Genomic DNA, 16,987 nt, shown 5'->3' on the forward strand with positions numbered 1-16,987 from the left:
TGCCAGGACGCTTCATGTCACGCCAACGCCGCTCGTTCTTCGCCTACTCATCCGCCCTGCTCGGCCTGCTCAGCCTGATGGCGGTGGCCTGCTTCCACTTCCCGGAACTGCTGACCAGCAAGGAGTTCCGCGCGGCCTACAACGAACAGTTCGCCCGCCACCTGCTGCTGGTGGGACTGGCCGCGGCGTTCGCGATGGGTACGTGGGCCATCCTGCGCGACCGCAACAAGCGCATCGCCCTGATCGGCGTCGGCAGCGCCACGCTCGCCGTGCTGCTGGGTGGCACCAACGTGCAGTTCGACGCGATCGGCAAGACACCGTATTCGCTGGGCCTGGACTGGTTCGTCATCTCGCTATTCTTTTCGGCGCTGGTGTTCGTGCCGCTGGAGCACTACCTGGGCAAGCGCCGCATTTCGCCGCTGCGCCCGGGATGGCGCACCGACGTCACCTACTTCTTCATGAGCCACATGCTGGTGCAGTTCATCCTGATCCTGGTGACCGCATCCACGTCGACCATCGCCGGGCTGGCGGCGTTTCCGGCGCTGAAGGATGCGATCCAGTCGCTGCCGGTGTGGGCGCAGTTCCTGATCGCGGTGTTCGTGGCCGACCTGGCGCAAGCACTGCTGCATCGCGCGTACCACAACATCCCGTGGCTCTGGCGCTTCCATGCCGTGCACCATTCCAGCCGCGAAATGGACTGGCTGGCCGGTTCGCGCATCCATATCGTCGAGATCGTGCTGACCCGCAGCGCGGTGCTGCTGCCGCTGCTGATCCTCGGCTTCTCGACGCCGGCGGTGAACGCGTACGTGATCCTGGTTGGCCTGCAAGCCGTGCTGGCGCATGCCAACCTCGGCGTCCGCTTCGGCTGGCTGGAGTACCTGCTGGTGCTGCCGCGCTACCACCACTGGCATCACGCGCGGCACAAGGACTACCTGGACGTGAACTACGCCATCCACCTGCCGCTGGTCGACATGCTGATGGGCACGTTCAAGCTGCCGCCGAAGCAGGAAGACTGGCCGGAGGAGTACGGCGTGATGAAGCTGGAGACGGTGCCGCGCGGCATCCTGCGCCAGCACCTGATGCCGTTCCAGGGCGGCAAGAAGTTCGACGAATACGTGGACTGATCCGACGCGGTGATCACTGTGGGAGCGACGTAAGTCGCGAGCTTTTTCCATCGGCCCACGTGGATTCCATCCCGGAGCTTCGCGACTTGCGTCGCTCCCACAACGCGCAGCCCGATCACGTCCAGTCCGTCAGCCCCTCACGGGCATAGACTTCCCTGAAACTCGGCAGCGCCTTCATGCGCTGGGCGTATGCTCGCAGCACCGGCCAGGTGTCGGTGGGCTTGGGCATGTTGCGCGACCAGCGCATCAGCATGGTCAGCAGGAAGTCGGCCGCGCTGCGCTGTGCGCCGAGAAGATAAGGGCCATGCGCTTCCAGGTGATCGGCCACCTGTCCCCAAGCCTTTTCCAGCTTGGCGCGGGCGTGATCCTGCGAAGCCGGGATATTGGCTTCACCGGCGATCTCGTCCGGGTAGAACCACGCCCGGTAGGCCGGCATCAGCGTGTTGGCGCAGAACAGCATCCAGCGGTAGTACTGCGCCCGCTGGGTGGTCGCCACCGCCGGCGCGAGGTCCGCGCGCGGATGCGTATCGGCGAGATGCATCAGGATCGCCGCCGTCTCGGTGATGACCTGCCCGTCCATCACCAGCGTGGGCACCACACCGGCGGGATTGAGCTTCAGGTAGTCGTCGGACTTCTGGTCGCGCTTGTCGAAGTCCAGTTCGTGCAGCTCGTGTGGGATGCCCAGTTCGATCAGCAGCCAGTGGACGACCAGACTGGCGGTGCTGCGGGAGTAGTAGAGGGTTGTCGACATTCATGGGCCTCTGAGGTTGAAGCCCCTCTCCCTGCGGGAGAGGGGTTGGGGTGAGGGGCGACGAAAGTCCGAATGGCTCGAGCATCCTGACTCCGCCTTACCCTCATCCGCCCTTCGGGCACCTTCTCCCGAGGGGAGAAGGAAACAGCGTCAGGCCACCACCACCGGAATCTTCCCGATCCGCGCCTGCCATTCCTTCGGGCCGGTCTGGTGCACCGAGGTGCCCTGCGAATCGACGGCCACGGTCACCGGCATGTCCTGCACGGTGAACTCGTAGATCGCTTCCATGCCCAGATCGGCGAAGCCGACGACCTTCGCCGCCTTGATCGCCTTCGACACCAGATAGGCCGCGCCGCCCACTGCCATCAGGTAGGCCGACTGGTGCTTCCGAATCGCCTCGATGGCGGTCGGGCCACGCTCGGCCTTGCCGACCATGCCCAGCAGGCCGGTCTGCGCCAGCACCTGTTCGGTGAACTTGTCCATGCGCGTGGCGGTGGTCGGGCCGGCAGGGCCGACGACCTCTTCGCGCACCGGATCGACCGGGCCGACGTAATAGATGAAGCGGCCCTTCAGATCGACCGGCAGCGGCTCGCCCTTGTTGAGCATGTCGACCATGCGCTTGTGCGCCGCGTCGCGGCCGGTCAGCAGCTTGCCGTTGAGCAGCAGCACCTCGCCCGGCTTCCAGCTGGCGACATCGGCCGGCGTCAGCGTGTCGAGGTCGACACGGCGGCCCTTCGACGCGTCATAGGTCAGTTCGGGCCAGTCTTCCAGCGACGGCGGATCCAGCATCACCGGGCCGCTGCCGTCGAGGGTGAAGTGCGCATGGCGCGTGGCGGCGCAGTTCGGGATCATCGCCACCGGCAGGTTGGCCGCATGGGTCGGGTAATCCTTGACCTTGATGTCGAGCACGGTGGTCAGGCCGCCGAGGCCCTGCGCACCGATGCCGAGCGCATTGACCTTCTCGTACAGCTCCAAGCGCAGCTCTTCGGCACGATTGCTCGCGCCGCGGGCCTGCAGCTCGGTGATATCGATCGCCTCCATCAGCGATTCCTTCGCCAGCAGCATCGCCTTCTCGGCGGTACCGCCGATGCCGATGCCGAGCATGCCCGGCGGGCACCAGCCGGCGCCCATCGTCGGCACGGTCTTCAGCACCCAGTCGACGATGGAGTCGGACGGGTTGAGCATGGCGAACTTCGACTTCGCTTCCGAACCACCGCCCTTGGCGGCGACGATGACGTCGACAGTGTTGCCCGGCACGACCTTCACGTTGACCACGCCCGGCGTGTTGTCCTTCGTGTTGGTGCGCTTGCCGGCCGGATCGGCCAGCACGCTGGCGCGCAGCTTGTTGTCCGGGTGGTTGTAGGCGCGGCGCACGCCTTCGTGGACCATGTCCTCCACACCCATCGTGGCGTCGTCCCAGCGCACGTCCATGCCGATCTCGAGGAAGACGGTGACGATGCCGGTGTCCTGGCAGATCGGGCGATGGCCCTCGGCGCACATGCGCGAGTTGATCAGGATCTGGGCGATGGCGTCCTTGGCCGCCGGGGATTCCTCGCGCTCATACGCGGAGGCGAGGCTTTTGATGTAGTCGACCGGGTGGTAGTAGCTGATGTACTGCAGGCCGTCGGCGATGGACTGGATGAGGTCTTCTTGCTTGATCGAGGTCATGGGACGTAAAGCCGGGGGCTGCCGGTGGGGTAGCGGGCGGAAGCGGCCATTTTAGGCCAAAGTGACGCCCTGCCCGGCTGTCACGCAACGCCGTCCTGCCCCGTCTTTGGTCGCATGAACGCCGAAACCACCTTCGAAACCCACCGTCCCCGCCTGTTTGCGCTGTCCTACCGCCTGCTCGGCAGCCGCAGCGACGCCGAGGACGTCGTCCAGGACACCTGGCTGCGCTGGCAGCAGACCGACCGCAGCGGTATCCGCGATGCCGAAGCCTGGCTGGTCACCGCCGCCACCCGCCTGGGCATCGACCGCCTGCGCGCGGCGCGCGTGCAGCGCGAGCACTACATCGGTCCCTGGCTGCCCGAACCCGCCGAGATCGACGAGTCCCCGACCCCCGAACACGCGACCGAGGTCGCCGAACAGGTGTCGCTGGCCTTCCTGGCGGTGCTGGAGCGACTGGGCCCTGAGGAACGCGCCGCCTTCCTGCTGAAGGAGGCCTTCGACTACGACTATGCGCAGATCGCGCTGCTGCTGGGTCAGAGCGAGGCCAACTGCCGGCAGATGGTGCATCGCGCCCGCGAACGCGTGCAGGCGGGGCGACCGCGTTTCGACGTGGCACCTGAAAACCATCGGCGCCTGCTGGAGCGCTTCATGCACGCTGCTCGCCGCGGCGATCAGCCCGCGATCGCCGCGCTGCTGCGCGAGGACGCGCGGCTGGTGTCCGATGGCGGCGGCAAGGTGGCGGCCGTCATCCGCCCATTGCTGGGCGCGGTGCGCATCGCGCGCCTGTTCTGGGCGGCCTATCGCCGGCAGGATCCGGCGATCACCTGGCGCATGGGGGCCGTCAACGGCGAGCCTGCGATCCTGCGCTACCGCGATGGCCGATTGACCGCGGTGATGGTCGCGATCAGCGATGGCGAACAGATCAGCGAGCTCTTCACTCTCGCCAATCCGGACAAATTGGGTGTGGGTGTCACGGCGCAGGACGGTGGCGCGTCCTGGTAGCGAAGGTGGCCATCGTGGCCGCCATTGAGGCCCTGCCATGAGCATGAAGTTCCATCGCGTCGACTATCCCAAGCACGTCCCCGAGGCCTTCCGCGGTCTCTATGCCACCAGTACCGCCGTGCACGACGGCGTGCTGGGCAAGGAATTCCTGGAACTGGTGTTCCTGCGCGTCTCGCAGATCAACGGCTGCGCCTACTGCATGGACATGCACAGCAGTGCCCTGGTCAAGGCCGGCGTGGAACCGCGCAAGCTGCACACGCTGGCCGGCTGGCGCGACAGCCGTTTCTTCGACGCCCGCGAGGGTGCCGCGCTGGCGTGGGCGGAACAGCTGACCACCCTGCCTTCCGGCGCACCGGCCGACGCCACTTACGAGGCGCTGAAGGAGCATTTCGACGAACACGGCATCGCCGAACTGACCATGGCGGTGGCCATCATCAACGCCTGGAACCGCCTGGGTGTCGGCATGCAGCCGATCCTGGCCTGACCGGCGCTCGCGGGCGCGCCATGCCGGCGGCACAATGCCGGCATGGATACCCTCGTCCTCATCCTCGACCTGGTCGGCACGTTCGTGTTCGCGCTCAGTGGTGCAACACTCGGCGTGCGCCGCCGTCTGGACATCTTCGGCGTGCTGGTGCTGTCGTTCATCGCGGCCACCGCCGGCGGCATCACCCGCGACCTGCTGATCGGTGCCACGCCGCCGGCGGCGCTCAGCGACTGGCGCTATCCGGTCACTTCACTCGCCGCAGGCATCGTGACCTTCTTCCGCGCACCGCTGATCGAGAAGCTCCATCATCCGGTCCGCATGTTCGATGCCATGGGGCTTGCGCTGTTCGCCGTGGCGGGTACGCAGAAGGCACTGGAATACGGCATTTCCCCGCCGATGGCGGCGGCGATGGGCATGCTCACCGGCATTGGCGGCGGCGTCGCGCGCGACGTGCTGCTGGCGCAGGTACCGTTGGTGCTGCGCGCCGAACTGTACGCGGTCGCTGCGCTGGTCGGCGCGCTGGTGGTGGCACTGGGCCACTGGCTGGCGCTCCCGGCATTGCCCTGTGCGCTGGTCGGCGCGGGGCTCTGCTTCGGGCTGCGCATGATGGCGGTGACCTATGGCTGGCACCTGCCGGTCGCCCTGCAGTCCGGTGGCGACGGCGAACCGCCCGGACCGTTGACGTGACCGGCGGATGCGCCCAAGCGTGCCGCGGGGCCGACCAACCGTGAGGGCTGCCAGCGGCCGGGGCGGTAGCATGGCGCCACCTGCGTTCCGATCGACACCATGGCCATCGCCACCTCCCATCCGCTGAGCCTGTCGCGCCAGCACGTCTTCTGGCTGCTGCACCTGACCGGCTGGGGTGCGTACGTCGCGCAGGGCTGCCTGTACGCGGTCGCCCACGGCAAGCCGTCCGGCTACTGGGTCGTGCCGGCCACCGCCGCGACCATGGGCGCGCTGGTCACGCTGGGCCTGCGCTACGTGCTGAAAAGCTGCTGGAGCCTGCCGCCACGCCGCCTGCTGGCGCTGATGGTGCCGCTGATCCTGGCCAGCTCGGCCGTCATCGATTTCGTCACCCGCGAAGTGCTGGTCGACTTCTGTGAGACCTGCAAGCCGACCACGCAGCTGGAATTCATCGCCTACTCGCTGGGCTACATCTACGTGCTGCTGGCGTGGGTCGGCGCCTACATGGGCATCAAGTACTACCAGCAGCTGCAGGACGAAACCGCGCGCGCGCTCGCCGCCCGCAGCATGGCCCACCAGGCGCAGCTGAAGATGCTGCGCTACCAGTTGAATCCGCACTTCCTGTTCAACACGCTCAACGCCATCTCCACGCTGATCCTGGACCGCGACAACGCCACCGCCAACCGCATGGTGCAGGGACTGTCCTCGTTCCTGCGCCACTCGCTGGACAACGACCCGATGCAGCGCGTCACCCTGCGGCAGGAACTGGATGCACTGACGCTGTACCTGGACATCGAGAAGATCCGCTTCGCCGAGCGCCTGCGCATCGAGACCGCCATCGACGAAAACTGCTGGCGTGCCCTGCTGCCCAGCCTGCTGCTGCAGCCGCTGGTGGAGAACGCCATCAAGTACGCGGTCGCCAAGCAGGTCGCCGGAGGCCTGCTACGGATCGCGGCCGAACGCGATGGCGACCAGCTGGTGTTGCGGGTGACCGACGACGGCCCGGGCTGCAGCGCCCTCGAAGGCGACCAGTTGCCGCCGGGCAAGGGCGTGGGCCTGCGCAACACGCGCGAACGGCTGCATGTGCTGTACGGCGAGGCCAGCGGTTTCTCCGTGCGCAACCTCGAACGCGGCATTGAAGTGACGCTGCGGCTGCCGTTCGAGACCTCGCAGATGCTGGGGGACTGACGCATGGATGCCACCCCATCCGCGCCCCTGCGCGCCATCGTGGTCGACGACGAACCCCTCGCCCGCCGCGGACTCGAGATCCGCCTGGCCGCCCATCCGGACGTCGAGATCGTCGGCCAGTACGGCGACGGCGAAGCCGCCATCGCCGGCCTGCGCGAGCATCGCCCGGACCTGATGTTCCTCGACGTGCAGATGCCGGGCATGGACGGCTTCCAGACCCTGCGCACGATCCCCGCCAGCGAAATGCCGCTCGTGGTCTTCGTCACCGCCTACGACCACTACGCCATCCGCGCCTTCGAGGCCTCGGCGACCGACTACCTGCTCAAGCCGGTGGAAGAATCCCGCCTCACGCAGGCACTGGTCCGCGTACGCCAGGCGCGTGCGCAACGCGAGGCCAGTGGCCATTGCGCGCATCTGCTCGGGCTGCTGGGTGAGCTTAGCGGCCGTCCACCGCTGGACCTGGACGAAGCGCTCAAACCAGACGCATTGGACCTGCTGCGGCGCGAGGAGAAGCTTGCCGTGCGCGATGGCGGCCGCACCGTGCGCGTCGACCTGCACAGCATCCGCTGGATCGATGCCGCCGGCGACTACATGTGCATCCACACCGACGGCGATGCACCGAACGGCACCACCCTGATCCTCCGCGCGACCATGCGCGAGCTGGAGAAGCAGCTCGACCCGCAGCGCTTCCCGCGCATCCACCGCTCCACCATCGTCAACGCGCGCCGCGTCGTCGAGATGCGTCCGCATACCAACGGCGAAAGCTTCCTGCGGCTCGACTGCGGCCAGGAACTGAAGCTGTCGCGCAGCCATCGCGACAAGCTGGCGATGCTGCTGTGATCGCAGTATCGCGAAACGTTCCGCTACCGGCTGCGTAATCCAGATAGCCCCGTCGTCCCAGCGAACGCTAGGACCCATGTTGCTGTTGCTCCTTCATCTCGACTACTGGCTGGAGCAAATGGATCCCAGCGTTCGCTGGGATGACGACGCTTGGATCCCGTGGATGCGTGGCGTAATCGAGAATGTCAGGACTCCGTTCGCCGCGCGCACTTCACCGCTCGCCGCAACCCGACCCATCGCATGACTTCCGGGCCATAACCGCCATAGAAGACGCGCGCATCGTGCGCACCGCCGACCACCACGCGGACCCGCACGATGAAACTCACCGACGCTTCCCTGCGCAATCCGGCCGCTGTCGCGGTCGTCGTGGCGATGGTCTGCGCGTTCGGCCTGATGAGCCTGGGCAAGCTGCCGCTGCAGCTGTTTCCCGACATCGAACGGCCGCAGATGTCCATCCAGACGTCCTGGCGCGCCGCGTCGCCGCAGGAGATGGAATCGGAGATCGTCGAGCCCATCGAGGCGGTGATGCAGGGATTGCCCGGGCTGGAGGAAATGGCCTCCAACGTCAACGCCGGCAACAGCTTCATCAACCTGACCTTCGCCGTCGGCAGCGACATGGACGCGATGCTGGTGGAAGTGCTGTCGCGGATGAACCGCCTGCAGCCGCTGCCGCGCGACGCCACGCCGCCCGTCGTGCAGGCCGGCGCCGACAACGCCAACAACTCGCTGACGTTCTTCTTCATCCAGAAGCTGCCGGGTACGAGCGGCGACATCCTCGACTACCGGCAGCTGATCGAGGACCGCATCGTCCCGCGCCTGACCTCGGTCGACGGCGTGGCCGGTGTCGAGATCAACGGCGGCGCCGAAGACGAGCTGACCATCACCCTGGACCTGGAGCGCGCTGCGGCGCTCGGCATCGAGGTGCCGGATGTCGCCGCGGTCGCGGCGCGCGCCACCGACGTCTCCGGCGGCGTGGTGGAGGCCGGCCGCCGCGAATACGTACTGCGTTTCGCGGGACGCTATTCGCCCCAGGCGATGGGCGACCTGATCCTCGCCTGGCGCGACGGGCGTCCGGTGCGGCTGGGCGATGTGGCGGCGGTGGAAGTGAAGCGGCCCGAGCAGCGCTTCTTCGCCTACCAGAACGGCAATCCCGCGATCGGCCTGCGCATCCTGCGCGCGAGCGGCGCCAACGTGCTCGATACGCTGGACGAAGTGAAACGCGTCGTCGCCGACGTGCGCGAAGAGGAACTGAAACCGCTGGGCCTGGACATCGCCCAGAGCTTCGACGCGTCGGTCTTCATCAACCGCGCGCTCGGCCTGTTGTCCGGCAGCCTCACCGCCGGCGTGCTGCTGGCGATAGGCTGCCTGTGGTGGTTCCTGCGCGACGTGCGCGCCACCGCGCTGATCGCCTGCGCGATCCCCATCTCGCTGCTGGCGACCTTCATCGTGCTGCAGCTGACGGGCCGCAGCCTCAACGTCATCTCGCTCGCCGGCCTCGCTTTCGCCGTGGGCATGGTGATGGATGCGGCGGTGGTGGTGGCGGAGAACATCGTGCGCCTGCGCGAGGACGGCCTGCCCGCCGGCCGCGCCGCGCTGGAAGGCACGCGCCAGGTCGGCGGCGCGCTGATGGCCTCCACGCTGACCACGGTCGCGGTGTTCCTGCCGGTGATCTTCATGGACGACGTGGAAGGCCAGCTGTTCGCCGACCTGGCGCTGACCATCTCGATCGCCGTCGGCATCTCGCTGCTGGTCGCCGTCACCGTGCTGCCCGCCGCCGCCGGCACCTGGCTGCGCACGCGTCCCGGTGATGCCGCGCAGCACCGCGCCTGGTCGCGCATCAGCGACTGGGCGCTGCGCGTCACCGAAGGCCGCCGGCGCCAGTGGGCCTGGATCGGCGCGCTGGTCCTGGCACCGGCGTTGCTGGCGGCGCTGCTGATGCCGCAGATCGACTACCTGCCGCCGGTGAAGCGGGCCGCCGTCGACGCCTTCTTCAACTTCCCGCCCGGCATGAGCCCGGAACGCGTCAACCGCGAGATCGCGCCGGTCATCCTGGAACGCATGCGGCCCTACATGGACGGCGAGAAGGGCCCGCAGCTCAGCAACTGGTACCTCAACCTGTGGCCCGGTGGCGGCACACTGGGCGCACGCGTCGTCGTTCCGGACGACATCGGCGAACTGGAACGCATCGTCCGCGACGAGATCGTCGTCGGCTTCCCGGACACGCGCGCGTTCGCCAGCGAAGGCGAACTCTTCGGCAGCTTCGGCGGCTCGGCCCGCGCCATCGCGATCCACCTGCAGCATGGCGACGGCGACGCGCTGACGCGTGCGGCGGAAGCCGGACGCAAGCGGCTGTCCGAGCGGTTCGCCGGCGCCAACGTGCAGGCATGGCCGAATGCGGATGCAGGCACGCCCGAACTGCGCATCCGGCCCGATGACCGCCGGCTGGCAGAGGTCGGCTGGCGGCGTCCGGAACTCGGGACCGTCGTGCGCGTGCTCGGCGATGGCCAGTGGCTGGGCGAGCATTTCGACGGCGACCGCCGCCTGGCCATCATCCTGCGCAGCAACCGCGGCGACGATGTCGAACGCCTCGGCGCCGCGCCGCTGGCGACACCGCAGGGCGGCGTGCTGGGCCTGGCCTCCCTCGCGCAGGTTGACACGGTGCTGGCGCCGAACCAGCTGCGCCGCATCGACCGCCGCCGCACGGTGACGCTCACCGTCGATCCGCCGGCGACGATGTCGCTGGAAGAGGCGCTGGACATCGTCAACGACGAGATCGTGCCCTCCCTGCGCGACGCGCTGCCGCCCGACGCCGCCATCCGCATCTCCGGCAGCGCGGACCGACTGGGCGAAGTGGTGCGCAGCATGGGCACCAACTTCGCCCTGGCGCTGGTGGTGCTGTTCATGCTGATGGCGGCGATGTTCAAGTCGCTGCGCGACAGCGCCTTCGTCATGGCGACACTGCCGATGGCCGTGCTGGGCGGGGTTGCCGGCCTGCGCGTGCTGGATCTCGCGGCGGGCCAGACGCTGGACCTGCTGTCGATGATCGGCTTCATCATGCTGCTGGGCATGGTGATCAACAACGCCATCCTGCTGGTCGCGCAGACGCGCGAAGCGCAGGCCGCCGGGGCTTCGCTGGACGACGCGCTGAAGCAGGCGCTGGACCAGCGGCTGCGCCCGATCCTGATCGCCGCGCTCACCGGCGTGCTGGGCGCATTGCCGATGGCGATCAACCCTGGCCCCGGCGCGGTGATCTACCGCGGCCTGGCTGCCGTGTCCGTCGGCGGCGTCGCGCTGAGCCTGCTGTTCACCGTCGTGCTGGTGCCGGCGCTGCTGCGCCTGGCGGGCGAACGCGCACCGCGTCGCGCGGAAGACAGCGCCGATGCCTCCCTTCCCCATGCCGTTTCCTGACCCCTGCTCCGGAGAATCCCCATGCGTTCCCTGCCCAAACTGCTCATCGCCATCGCGCTGGCCGGCGTCCTCGCCCTCCCCCTGGTGAAACGGGACGCCGACGCCAGCGCACCTTCCACGAAGCCGGACGCGCCGCCTGCCATCGTCAGCGTGGCCCCCGCGGTCAACACGGCGTTCGCGCCGCGCCACTGGTCGCCGGGCAGCGTCATCAGCCGCCGTGACGCCCGCGTGGCGGGCGAGCACGATGGTCGCGTCGTCGAGGTGTCGGAGATCGGCCAGCGCGTGCGCAAGGGCGACGCGCTGGCGGTGCTCGACGACACCGCGCTGCGCCTGCGCGAGCAGGAAGGACAAGCGGATCTGGCCCGCATCCAGGCCCAGCTGGCGCTCGCCAACCGGCAGGAGCAGCGTTACGCCCAACTGGCGGCACAGCAGAACATCGCCCGCGCGCAGTACGAGCAGTTGCGCGCCGACCGCGACGTGCTGGTGCAGGAACGCGTACGCGTGCTGGCACAGCTGGCGCAGACCCGCCACCAGCGCACGCAGATGGTGATCCGTGCGCCGTTCGATGGCATCGTGGCGGAGCGCCACACCCAGCTCGGCGAATACCTGGTCACCGGCGGCTCGGTGGCACGCCTGGTGGACATCGGCGCGCAGGAAGTCCGCGTGCGCGCACCGGTTGACCTCGCCCGGCACCTGGGCGCCGGCACCGACGTACGCGTGCGCAGCGCGGGCGAAGAAGCCACCTATCCCGTCAGCGCGCTGGTACCCGTGGGCGACGAAGCCTCGCGCCAGCTGGAGCTGCGCATCGCCGTGCAGGGCCTGGACATTCCGGTCGGCACCGCCGTGGACGTGGGCCTGCCCAGCGCGGAAACGCGTACCGTGGTCGCGGTGCCACGCGACGCGGTGGTCCTGCGCCGCGAGGGCGACTTCGTCATGCGCGTGGACACCGCCGGCAAGGCCGAACGCGTCCCGGTGAAGACCGGCGCCGAAGTGGATGGACTGGTCGAAGTCAGCGGCGGCGTCGCCGCAGGCGACCGCCTGATCGTGCGTGGCGGCGAACGTGTCGAGCCGGGCCAGTCGCTCGACATCCAACCGCTGGGCCCCGCCGTTGCAATGCGATGACACCCGTCGTCGCGGCCGTCGGCATCCTTGCGCGCAACTGTCAACGGATCAGCTGGCGCTCCCGCACGCCGCGAATGTCGTCCGTGCGTGGTTGCGGGTTCGCGCGGGCGGGCTTCAACACCGGGATGACCGCTGCAGGCAATGACTGCGCAGGACGCCCCGGAATCAACGGCTGCGCACCGTTCACGCGCACCAGGAAGCGGGCCGGATCCAGCAGGCGTGCTGCATCGATGCAGTCTAGGAAGGGATAGGTGCGTCCCGTTGCAGGGTCGGCGAGGCGCGCCTGGGACAGGCGCAGGGCGTCCATGCGCTGGGTGACGGTCGCCCGTGGCGCCGCCTGATGCAAGGCGCCCGCGCAGGCGGCAACCATGGGCGCGGCCTGCGAGGTTCCGCCATACGTCGACACGCCCCCATTCACGCCCGTGGAACGGACGAACGCGCCGGCCGCGAACAGCGAGGTCGTGGTACTGCGGTTGCTGAAGCAGGTGGGCTGGTAGGGGGAGCGCGATGTCTCCGTGCATCCCAGGAACGTCGTCGCACCGCCCGGCATGTCCCAGGTCGCCGCGACGCCCAGGACGTTGCTGAGGCAGGCGGGCGCCGACATCCGCTGCAGATCGCCCTGGTTGCCGCTGGAGGCGACCACGACGGTGCCTTGCGACATCAGGTTGTCGACCGAGATCTTCAATGCCGTCAGATAGGACGCCGAAGCATCGCAACTGCCCGGAAACAGGTCCGACGATCCCAGGCTGAGATTCACCACATCAGTATCGGGGTGATGCGTCGCGATCCAGTCCAGCGCAGCCACGACGTCCGACATGCAGCAGAAGCCATTGTCACCGTCCATGACCTTGAGGGCGACCAGTTGCGAGGCCGGCAACGCGCCCCGTGGCGCGACGTTGCCAGCGCCCACCATGATGCCCGCCACATTGGTGCCATGGCCGTGGTCGTCTTCCGCGGCCCCGGCGCCCGACTGGCTGGCCTGCCCGTTGGGACAGCATCCACCACTGCCGGAGATGGACGAACAGAAGCACTGCTGCGCCACCACACGCGGCACCAGATCCGCGTGATCCGTATCGATCCCGGTATCGACGACGGCGACTTTGATGCCGCTCCCGTCCAGGCCAACCCCCTGCAACAGGTCGACGCGATTGAGCACCGAGCTTTCGTCCGCTGCGACCGCACCGCCAGTGCCGCCACGGTCGATGTCCACCTTGCGCACCCATACGTTGCGCTCCAGCCGGCGCAGCGTATCGGCGTCCGCCTCGATCACCATGGCCGGCACCCGGCTAAAACGGCGGTGCAGCCGATACCCGCTTCCGGGCAGCGATCCCAGCACCGCATCGGCGCGACCACGCACATGCTGCTCCTTCGTGATCACGGCATTGCGCAATGCGCCTGCGACGCCAGGACCACGTTCATCCATCAGCACCACAACACGCGCTCGTCCCTCCTGCTGTGCGAGTTGCTTCGCCTGGTACGAAACTTTCTCCATAGCGACCGCATGCCCGCCCGCCAGCAGCAGGCACGCGGCGACGATGAACTTCTTCATCTTGACCCCCTGTCAGTTGGGCTAGATTACCCGCATCGCGGCTCCGCCGCCGCCAACCCAACGCCGATGCCCTCTCCGCGCAGCACCGCCAGCCCCACGCCCAACCTGCGCGAGCGCTTCGATGCGATGCGCAACCTCGGTCCGTTCCTGCGCCAGATCTGGCAGACCAGCCGACCGCTGACACTGGCGAGCCTTGGCCTGCGCCTGCTGCGCGCGTTCGTGCCGGTGGTGACGCTGTACATCGCCAAGCTGATCATCGACGAGGCCATCCGCCTGGTCGGCCTGGGCCTGGACTTCGGTTCGCTGGGCGACGCGTGGCGCAGCGGGCAGCTCGACACGCTGGCGACGCTGCTGGCGCTGGAATTCGCACTGGCCATCGGTTCCGACCTGCTTGGCCGGCTGGTGAGCTACGCCGACGCCCTGCTGTCGGAGCTGTTCACCAACGCGACGAGCGTGCGGCTGATGGAACACGCGGCCACGCTGGACCTCGAGGATTTCGAAGATCCCGACCTGCAGGACAAGCTCGACCGCGCGCGCCGCCAGACGATGGGCCGCATGAACCTGATGAGCCAGCTGTTCGGCCAGGTGCAGGATGCGATCACCGTGGTCGCCTTCGCCGCCGGCCTGCTGGTCTATGCACCGTGGCTGATCGCGCTGCTGGCACTGGCGCTGATCCCGGCCTTCGTCGGCGAGGCGCACTTCAATGCGCTGGGCTATTCGCTCAACTTCCAGTGGACGCCCGAACGGCGCCAGCTGGAGTACCTGCGCCAGATGGGCGCCAGCGTGGAAACGGCGAAGGAGGTGAAGATCTTCAACCTCCACCGTTTCCTGATCGAACGCTACCGCGCGCTGGCGGACAAGTTCTTCCTTGCCAACCGCGCACTGGCGCGCCGGCGTGCACTGTGGGGCACGGTACTCGCCGCGCTCGGCACGCTGGGCTACTACGTGGCCTACGGCTATATCGCCTGGCGCACGGTGCGTGGCGACTTCAGCATCGGCGACCTGACGTTCCTCGCCGGCAGCTTCCTGCGCCTGCGCCAGTTGCTGGAAGGCCTGCTGATCGGCTTCTCGCAGGTGGCCGGCCAGGCGCTGTACCTGGACGACCTGTTCTCGTTCTTCGAGATAGAAGCGGAGATCACCTCGCCCGCCGATGCCGTGCCGATCCCGCGCCCGATCACGCAGGGCTTCGTCTTCGAGAACGTCGGCTTCCGCTATCCGGATGCGGAACGTTGGGCCGTGCGCCATCTCGACTTCGAACTGCAGGCCGGCGAAGTGCTGGCGCTGGTGGGCGAGAACGGCGCCGGCAAGACCACGCTGGTCAAACTGCTCGCGCGCCTGTACGACCCGGACGAAGGCCGCATCCTGCTGGACGGGCGCGACCTGCGCGAGTACGACCTCGACGACCTGCGCGCCAACATCGGTGTGATCTTCCAGGACTTCGTCCGCTACCACCTCACCGCCGGCGAGAACATCGGCGTGGGCCGCATCGAGGCGATGGACGACCAGGCACGCGTACGCGCCGCCGCCGCGCGCGCGATGGCCGACGAGGTCATCGCCGGCCTGCCGCGTGGCTACGACCAGCTGGTCGGCCGCCGGTTCAAGAACAGCGTCGACCTGTCGGGCGGCCAGTGGCAGAAGATCGCCATCGCGCGCGCCTACATGCGCGACGCGCAGGTGATGATCCTGGATGAACCGACCGCGGCGCTGGATGCGCGTTCGGAGTTCGAGGTCTTCCAACGCTTCAAGGAATTGTCGGACAATCGGACCGCGGTGCTGATCTCGCACCGCTTCTCCAGCGTCCGCATGGCCGACCGCATCCTGGTCCTCGACCAGGGCCGCCTGGAAGCCAGTGGCACGCACGAACAACTGATGGCCGCCGGCGGCCGTTACGCCGAACTGTTCGAACTGCAGGCCGCGGGTTACCGCTGATCTTTCCCCCACAGGAGACACGACGTTGCGCAACGCCCACCACCGACTCGCCACCGCCCTCCTCCTCGCGCTGCCGTTGGCCGCCTGCGATTCCTCCGCCAGCGGCGATGCTGCGAAAGGGGCTGCGCCGGCCGCTGCGCAAGCCGCACCGGCCAGCCAGCCTTCGCAGACACTGGCCAGCGCCAAGGGCCAGATCCGCGTGACCCGCGTGGCGAGCGGGCTGGACCATCCGTGGAGCCTCGCGTTCCTGCCCGACGGCGCCATGCTGGTCACCGAGCGCAGCGGACAACTGCGCCGCGTCGGCGCCGATGGCGCGGTGTCCGCGCCCATCGCCGGCGTGCCCAAGGTGTGGGCCACCGGCCAGGGCGGCCTGCTCGACGTCGTGCTGGCACCGGATTTCGCCAGCAGCCGTCGCATCTACCTGAGTTACGCCGAGCCCGGCGACAACGGCACGGCCGGCACCGCTGTCGCCTACGGCACGCTGTCCGGCGACACGCTGGCGGACGTCAAGGTCATCTACCGGCAGGAACCCAAGCTTGAAGGCCCCAACCACTTCGGTTCGCGCATCGTGTTCGACGATGCAGGCCATGTCTTCGTCAGCCAGGGCGAGCGCAACCAGCGCCCGACCGCGCAGGACCTCGGCAAGCTGCAGGGCAAGCTGGTGCGCCTGAACCTGGACGGCAGCGTGCCGCAGGACAACCCGTTCGTTGGCCGCGCCGACGCGCGCCCCGAGATCTACAGCTACGGCCACCGCAACATGCAGGGCATGGCGCGCGATCCCCGCACCGGCAAGATCTGGCAGAGCGAGCACGGACCGCGCGGCGGCGACGAGATCAACCTGCCGGAAGCCGGCAAGAACTACGGCTGGCCGATCATCACCTACGGCATCAACTACTCGGGCCAACCGATCCCGGAAGCGGAAGGCAAGGCCAAGGACGGGATGGAACAGCCCTACCACCTGTGGGAGAAGTCGCCCGGCGTCTCCGGCATGGCCTTCCTCACCGGCAAGGCAGACAGCCCCTGGAACGACAGCCTGTTCCTCGGCGCGCTGGCCGAGCGCAACCTGATCCGCCTGACCCTGGACGGCGACAGGATCGTCGGCGAAGAACGCCTGCTCAACGAGATCGGCGAACGCGTGCGCGATGTGCGCGTGGCGGCCGACGGCAGCGTCTATGTCCTCACCGACGAGGACGACGGCAAGGTCTGGCGCATCGAAGCGCCGCAGGCGCCGTGAGCAC

General features: G+C 68.2%; 13 protein-coding genes. 10 read left to right on the plus strand and 3 right to left on the minus strand.

The window, feature by feature from the left end; all coding sequences use genetic code 11:
* Positions 1 to 14 precede the first annotated feature (14 nt).
* On the plus strand, positions 15 to 1,124 hold the full coding sequence (locus ACGHX3_RS11845; RefSeq protein WP_394695074.1) for a sterol desaturase family protein: 1,110 nt from the start codon (positions 15 to 17) through the stop codon (positions 1,122 to 1,124).
* A 115-nt stretch (positions 1,125 to 1,239) separates the two neighbouring features.
* Here the strand turns inward: ACGHX3_RS11845 and ACGHX3_RS11850 are convergent, their stop codons facing one another.
* Together ACGHX3_RS11850 and ACGHX3_RS11855 are read right to left on the minus strand one after the other, a co-directional pair.
* Positions 1,240 to 1,875, minus strand: coding sequence for a glutathione S-transferase family protein (locus tag ACGHX3_RS11850; protein WP_394695075.1), 636 nt, complete (start codon positions 1,873 to 1,875; stop codon positions 1,240 to 1,242).
* A 150-nt stretch (positions 1,876 to 2,025) separates the two neighbouring features.
* Entirely contained in the window at positions 2,026 to 3,543 is a 1,518-nt protein-coding gene (locus ACGHX3_RS11855) for a fumarate hydratase (protein ID WP_394695076.1), read from the minus strand.
* Positions 3,544 to 3,657: 114 nt separating this feature from the next.
* Here ACGHX3_RS11855 and ACGHX3_RS11860 point away from each other — a divergent pair, with 114 nt between their 5' ends.
* The 7 genes from ACGHX3_RS11860 to ACGHX3_RS11890 all read left to right on the plus strand — a co-directional run bounded on the left by ACGHX3_RS11860 (position 3,658) and on the right by ACGHX3_RS11890 (position 12,271).
* Positions 3,658 to 4,545, plus strand: coding sequence for an RNA polymerase sigma-70 factor (locus ACGHX3_RS11860; protein WP_394695077.1), 888 nt, complete (start codon positions 3,658 to 3,660; stop codon positions 4,543 to 4,545).
* Between the two features lie 43 nt (positions 4,546 to 4,588).
* Complete coding sequence (locus tag ACGHX3_RS11865; RefSeq protein WP_394697282.1) at positions 4,589 to 5,029, plus strand: carboxymuconolactone decarboxylase family protein; 441 nt, start codon at positions 4,589 to 4,591, stop codon at positions 5,027 to 5,029.
* 42 nt (positions 5,030 to 5,071) lie between these two features.
* A complete protein-coding gene (locus ACGHX3_RS11870) occupies positions 5,072 to 5,716 on the plus strand; it encodes a trimeric intracellular cation channel family protein (RefSeq protein WP_162336436.1) in 645 nt (214 codons plus the stop codon).
* Between the two features lie 99 nt (positions 5,717 to 5,815).
* Entirely contained in the window at positions 5,816 to 6,901 is a 1,086-nt protein-coding gene (locus ACGHX3_RS11875) for a sensor histidine kinase (RefSeq protein ID WP_394695078.1), read from the plus strand.
* 3 nt (positions 6,902 to 6,904) lie between these two features.
* Entirely contained in the window at positions 6,905 to 7,741 is an 837-nt protein-coding gene (locus ACGHX3_RS11880) for a LytTR family DNA-binding domain-containing protein (protein ID WP_313928821.1), read from the plus strand.
* A gap of 315 nt (positions 7,742 to 8,056) precedes the next feature.
* The gene (locus ACGHX3_RS11885; RefSeq protein ID WP_394695079.1) at positions 8,057 to 11,149 is read left to right on the plus strand and encodes an efflux RND transporter permease subunit; all 3,093 of its coding nucleotides are present in this window, start codon (positions 8,057 to 8,059) and stop codon (positions 11,147 to 11,149) included.
* Positions 11,150 to 11,170: 21 nt separating this feature from the next.
* Positions 11,171 to 12,271 (plus strand): efflux RND transporter periplasmic adaptor subunit, encoded by a 1,101-nt coding sequence (locus tag ACGHX3_RS11890; RefSeq protein ID WP_162336432.1) that lies wholly within the window; start codon positions 11,171 to 11,173, stop codon positions 12,269 to 12,271.
* A gap of 40 nt (positions 12,272 to 12,311) precedes the next feature.
* Here ACGHX3_RS11890 and ACGHX3_RS11895 read toward each other — a convergent pair whose 3' ends face one another.
* Positions 12,312 to 13,820 carry a S8 family peptidase gene (locus ACGHX3_RS11895; RefSeq protein WP_394695080.1) on the minus strand — a complete coding sequence of 503 codons (1,509 nt, stop codon included), beginning with the start codon at positions 13,818 to 13,820 and terminating at the stop codon, positions 12,312 to 12,314.
* 66 nt (positions 13,821 to 13,886) lie between these two features.
* Between ACGHX3_RS11895 and ACGHX3_RS11900 the strand changes: the two genes are divergently transcribed.
* Complete coding sequence (locus ACGHX3_RS11900; protein ID WP_394695081.1) at positions 13,887 to 15,749, plus strand: ABC transporter ATP-binding protein; 1,863 nt, start codon at positions 13,887 to 13,889, stop codon at positions 15,747 to 15,749.
* A gap of 25 nt (positions 15,750 to 15,774) precedes the next feature.
* A complete protein-coding gene (locus ACGHX3_RS11905; RefSeq protein WP_394695082.1) occupies positions 15,775 to 16,983 on the plus strand; it encodes a PQQ-dependent sugar dehydrogenase in 1,209 nt (402 codons plus the stop codon).
* Positions 16,984 to 16,987 lie beyond the last annotated feature (4 nt).

The sequence above is a fragment of the Pseudoxanthomonas japonensis genome, assembly GCF_043632995.1.
In the GTDB taxonomy this organism is placed as follows: domain Bacteria; phylum Pseudomonadota; class Gammaproteobacteria; order Xanthomonadales; family Xanthomonadaceae; genus Pseudoxanthomonas_A; species Pseudoxanthomonas_A japonensis.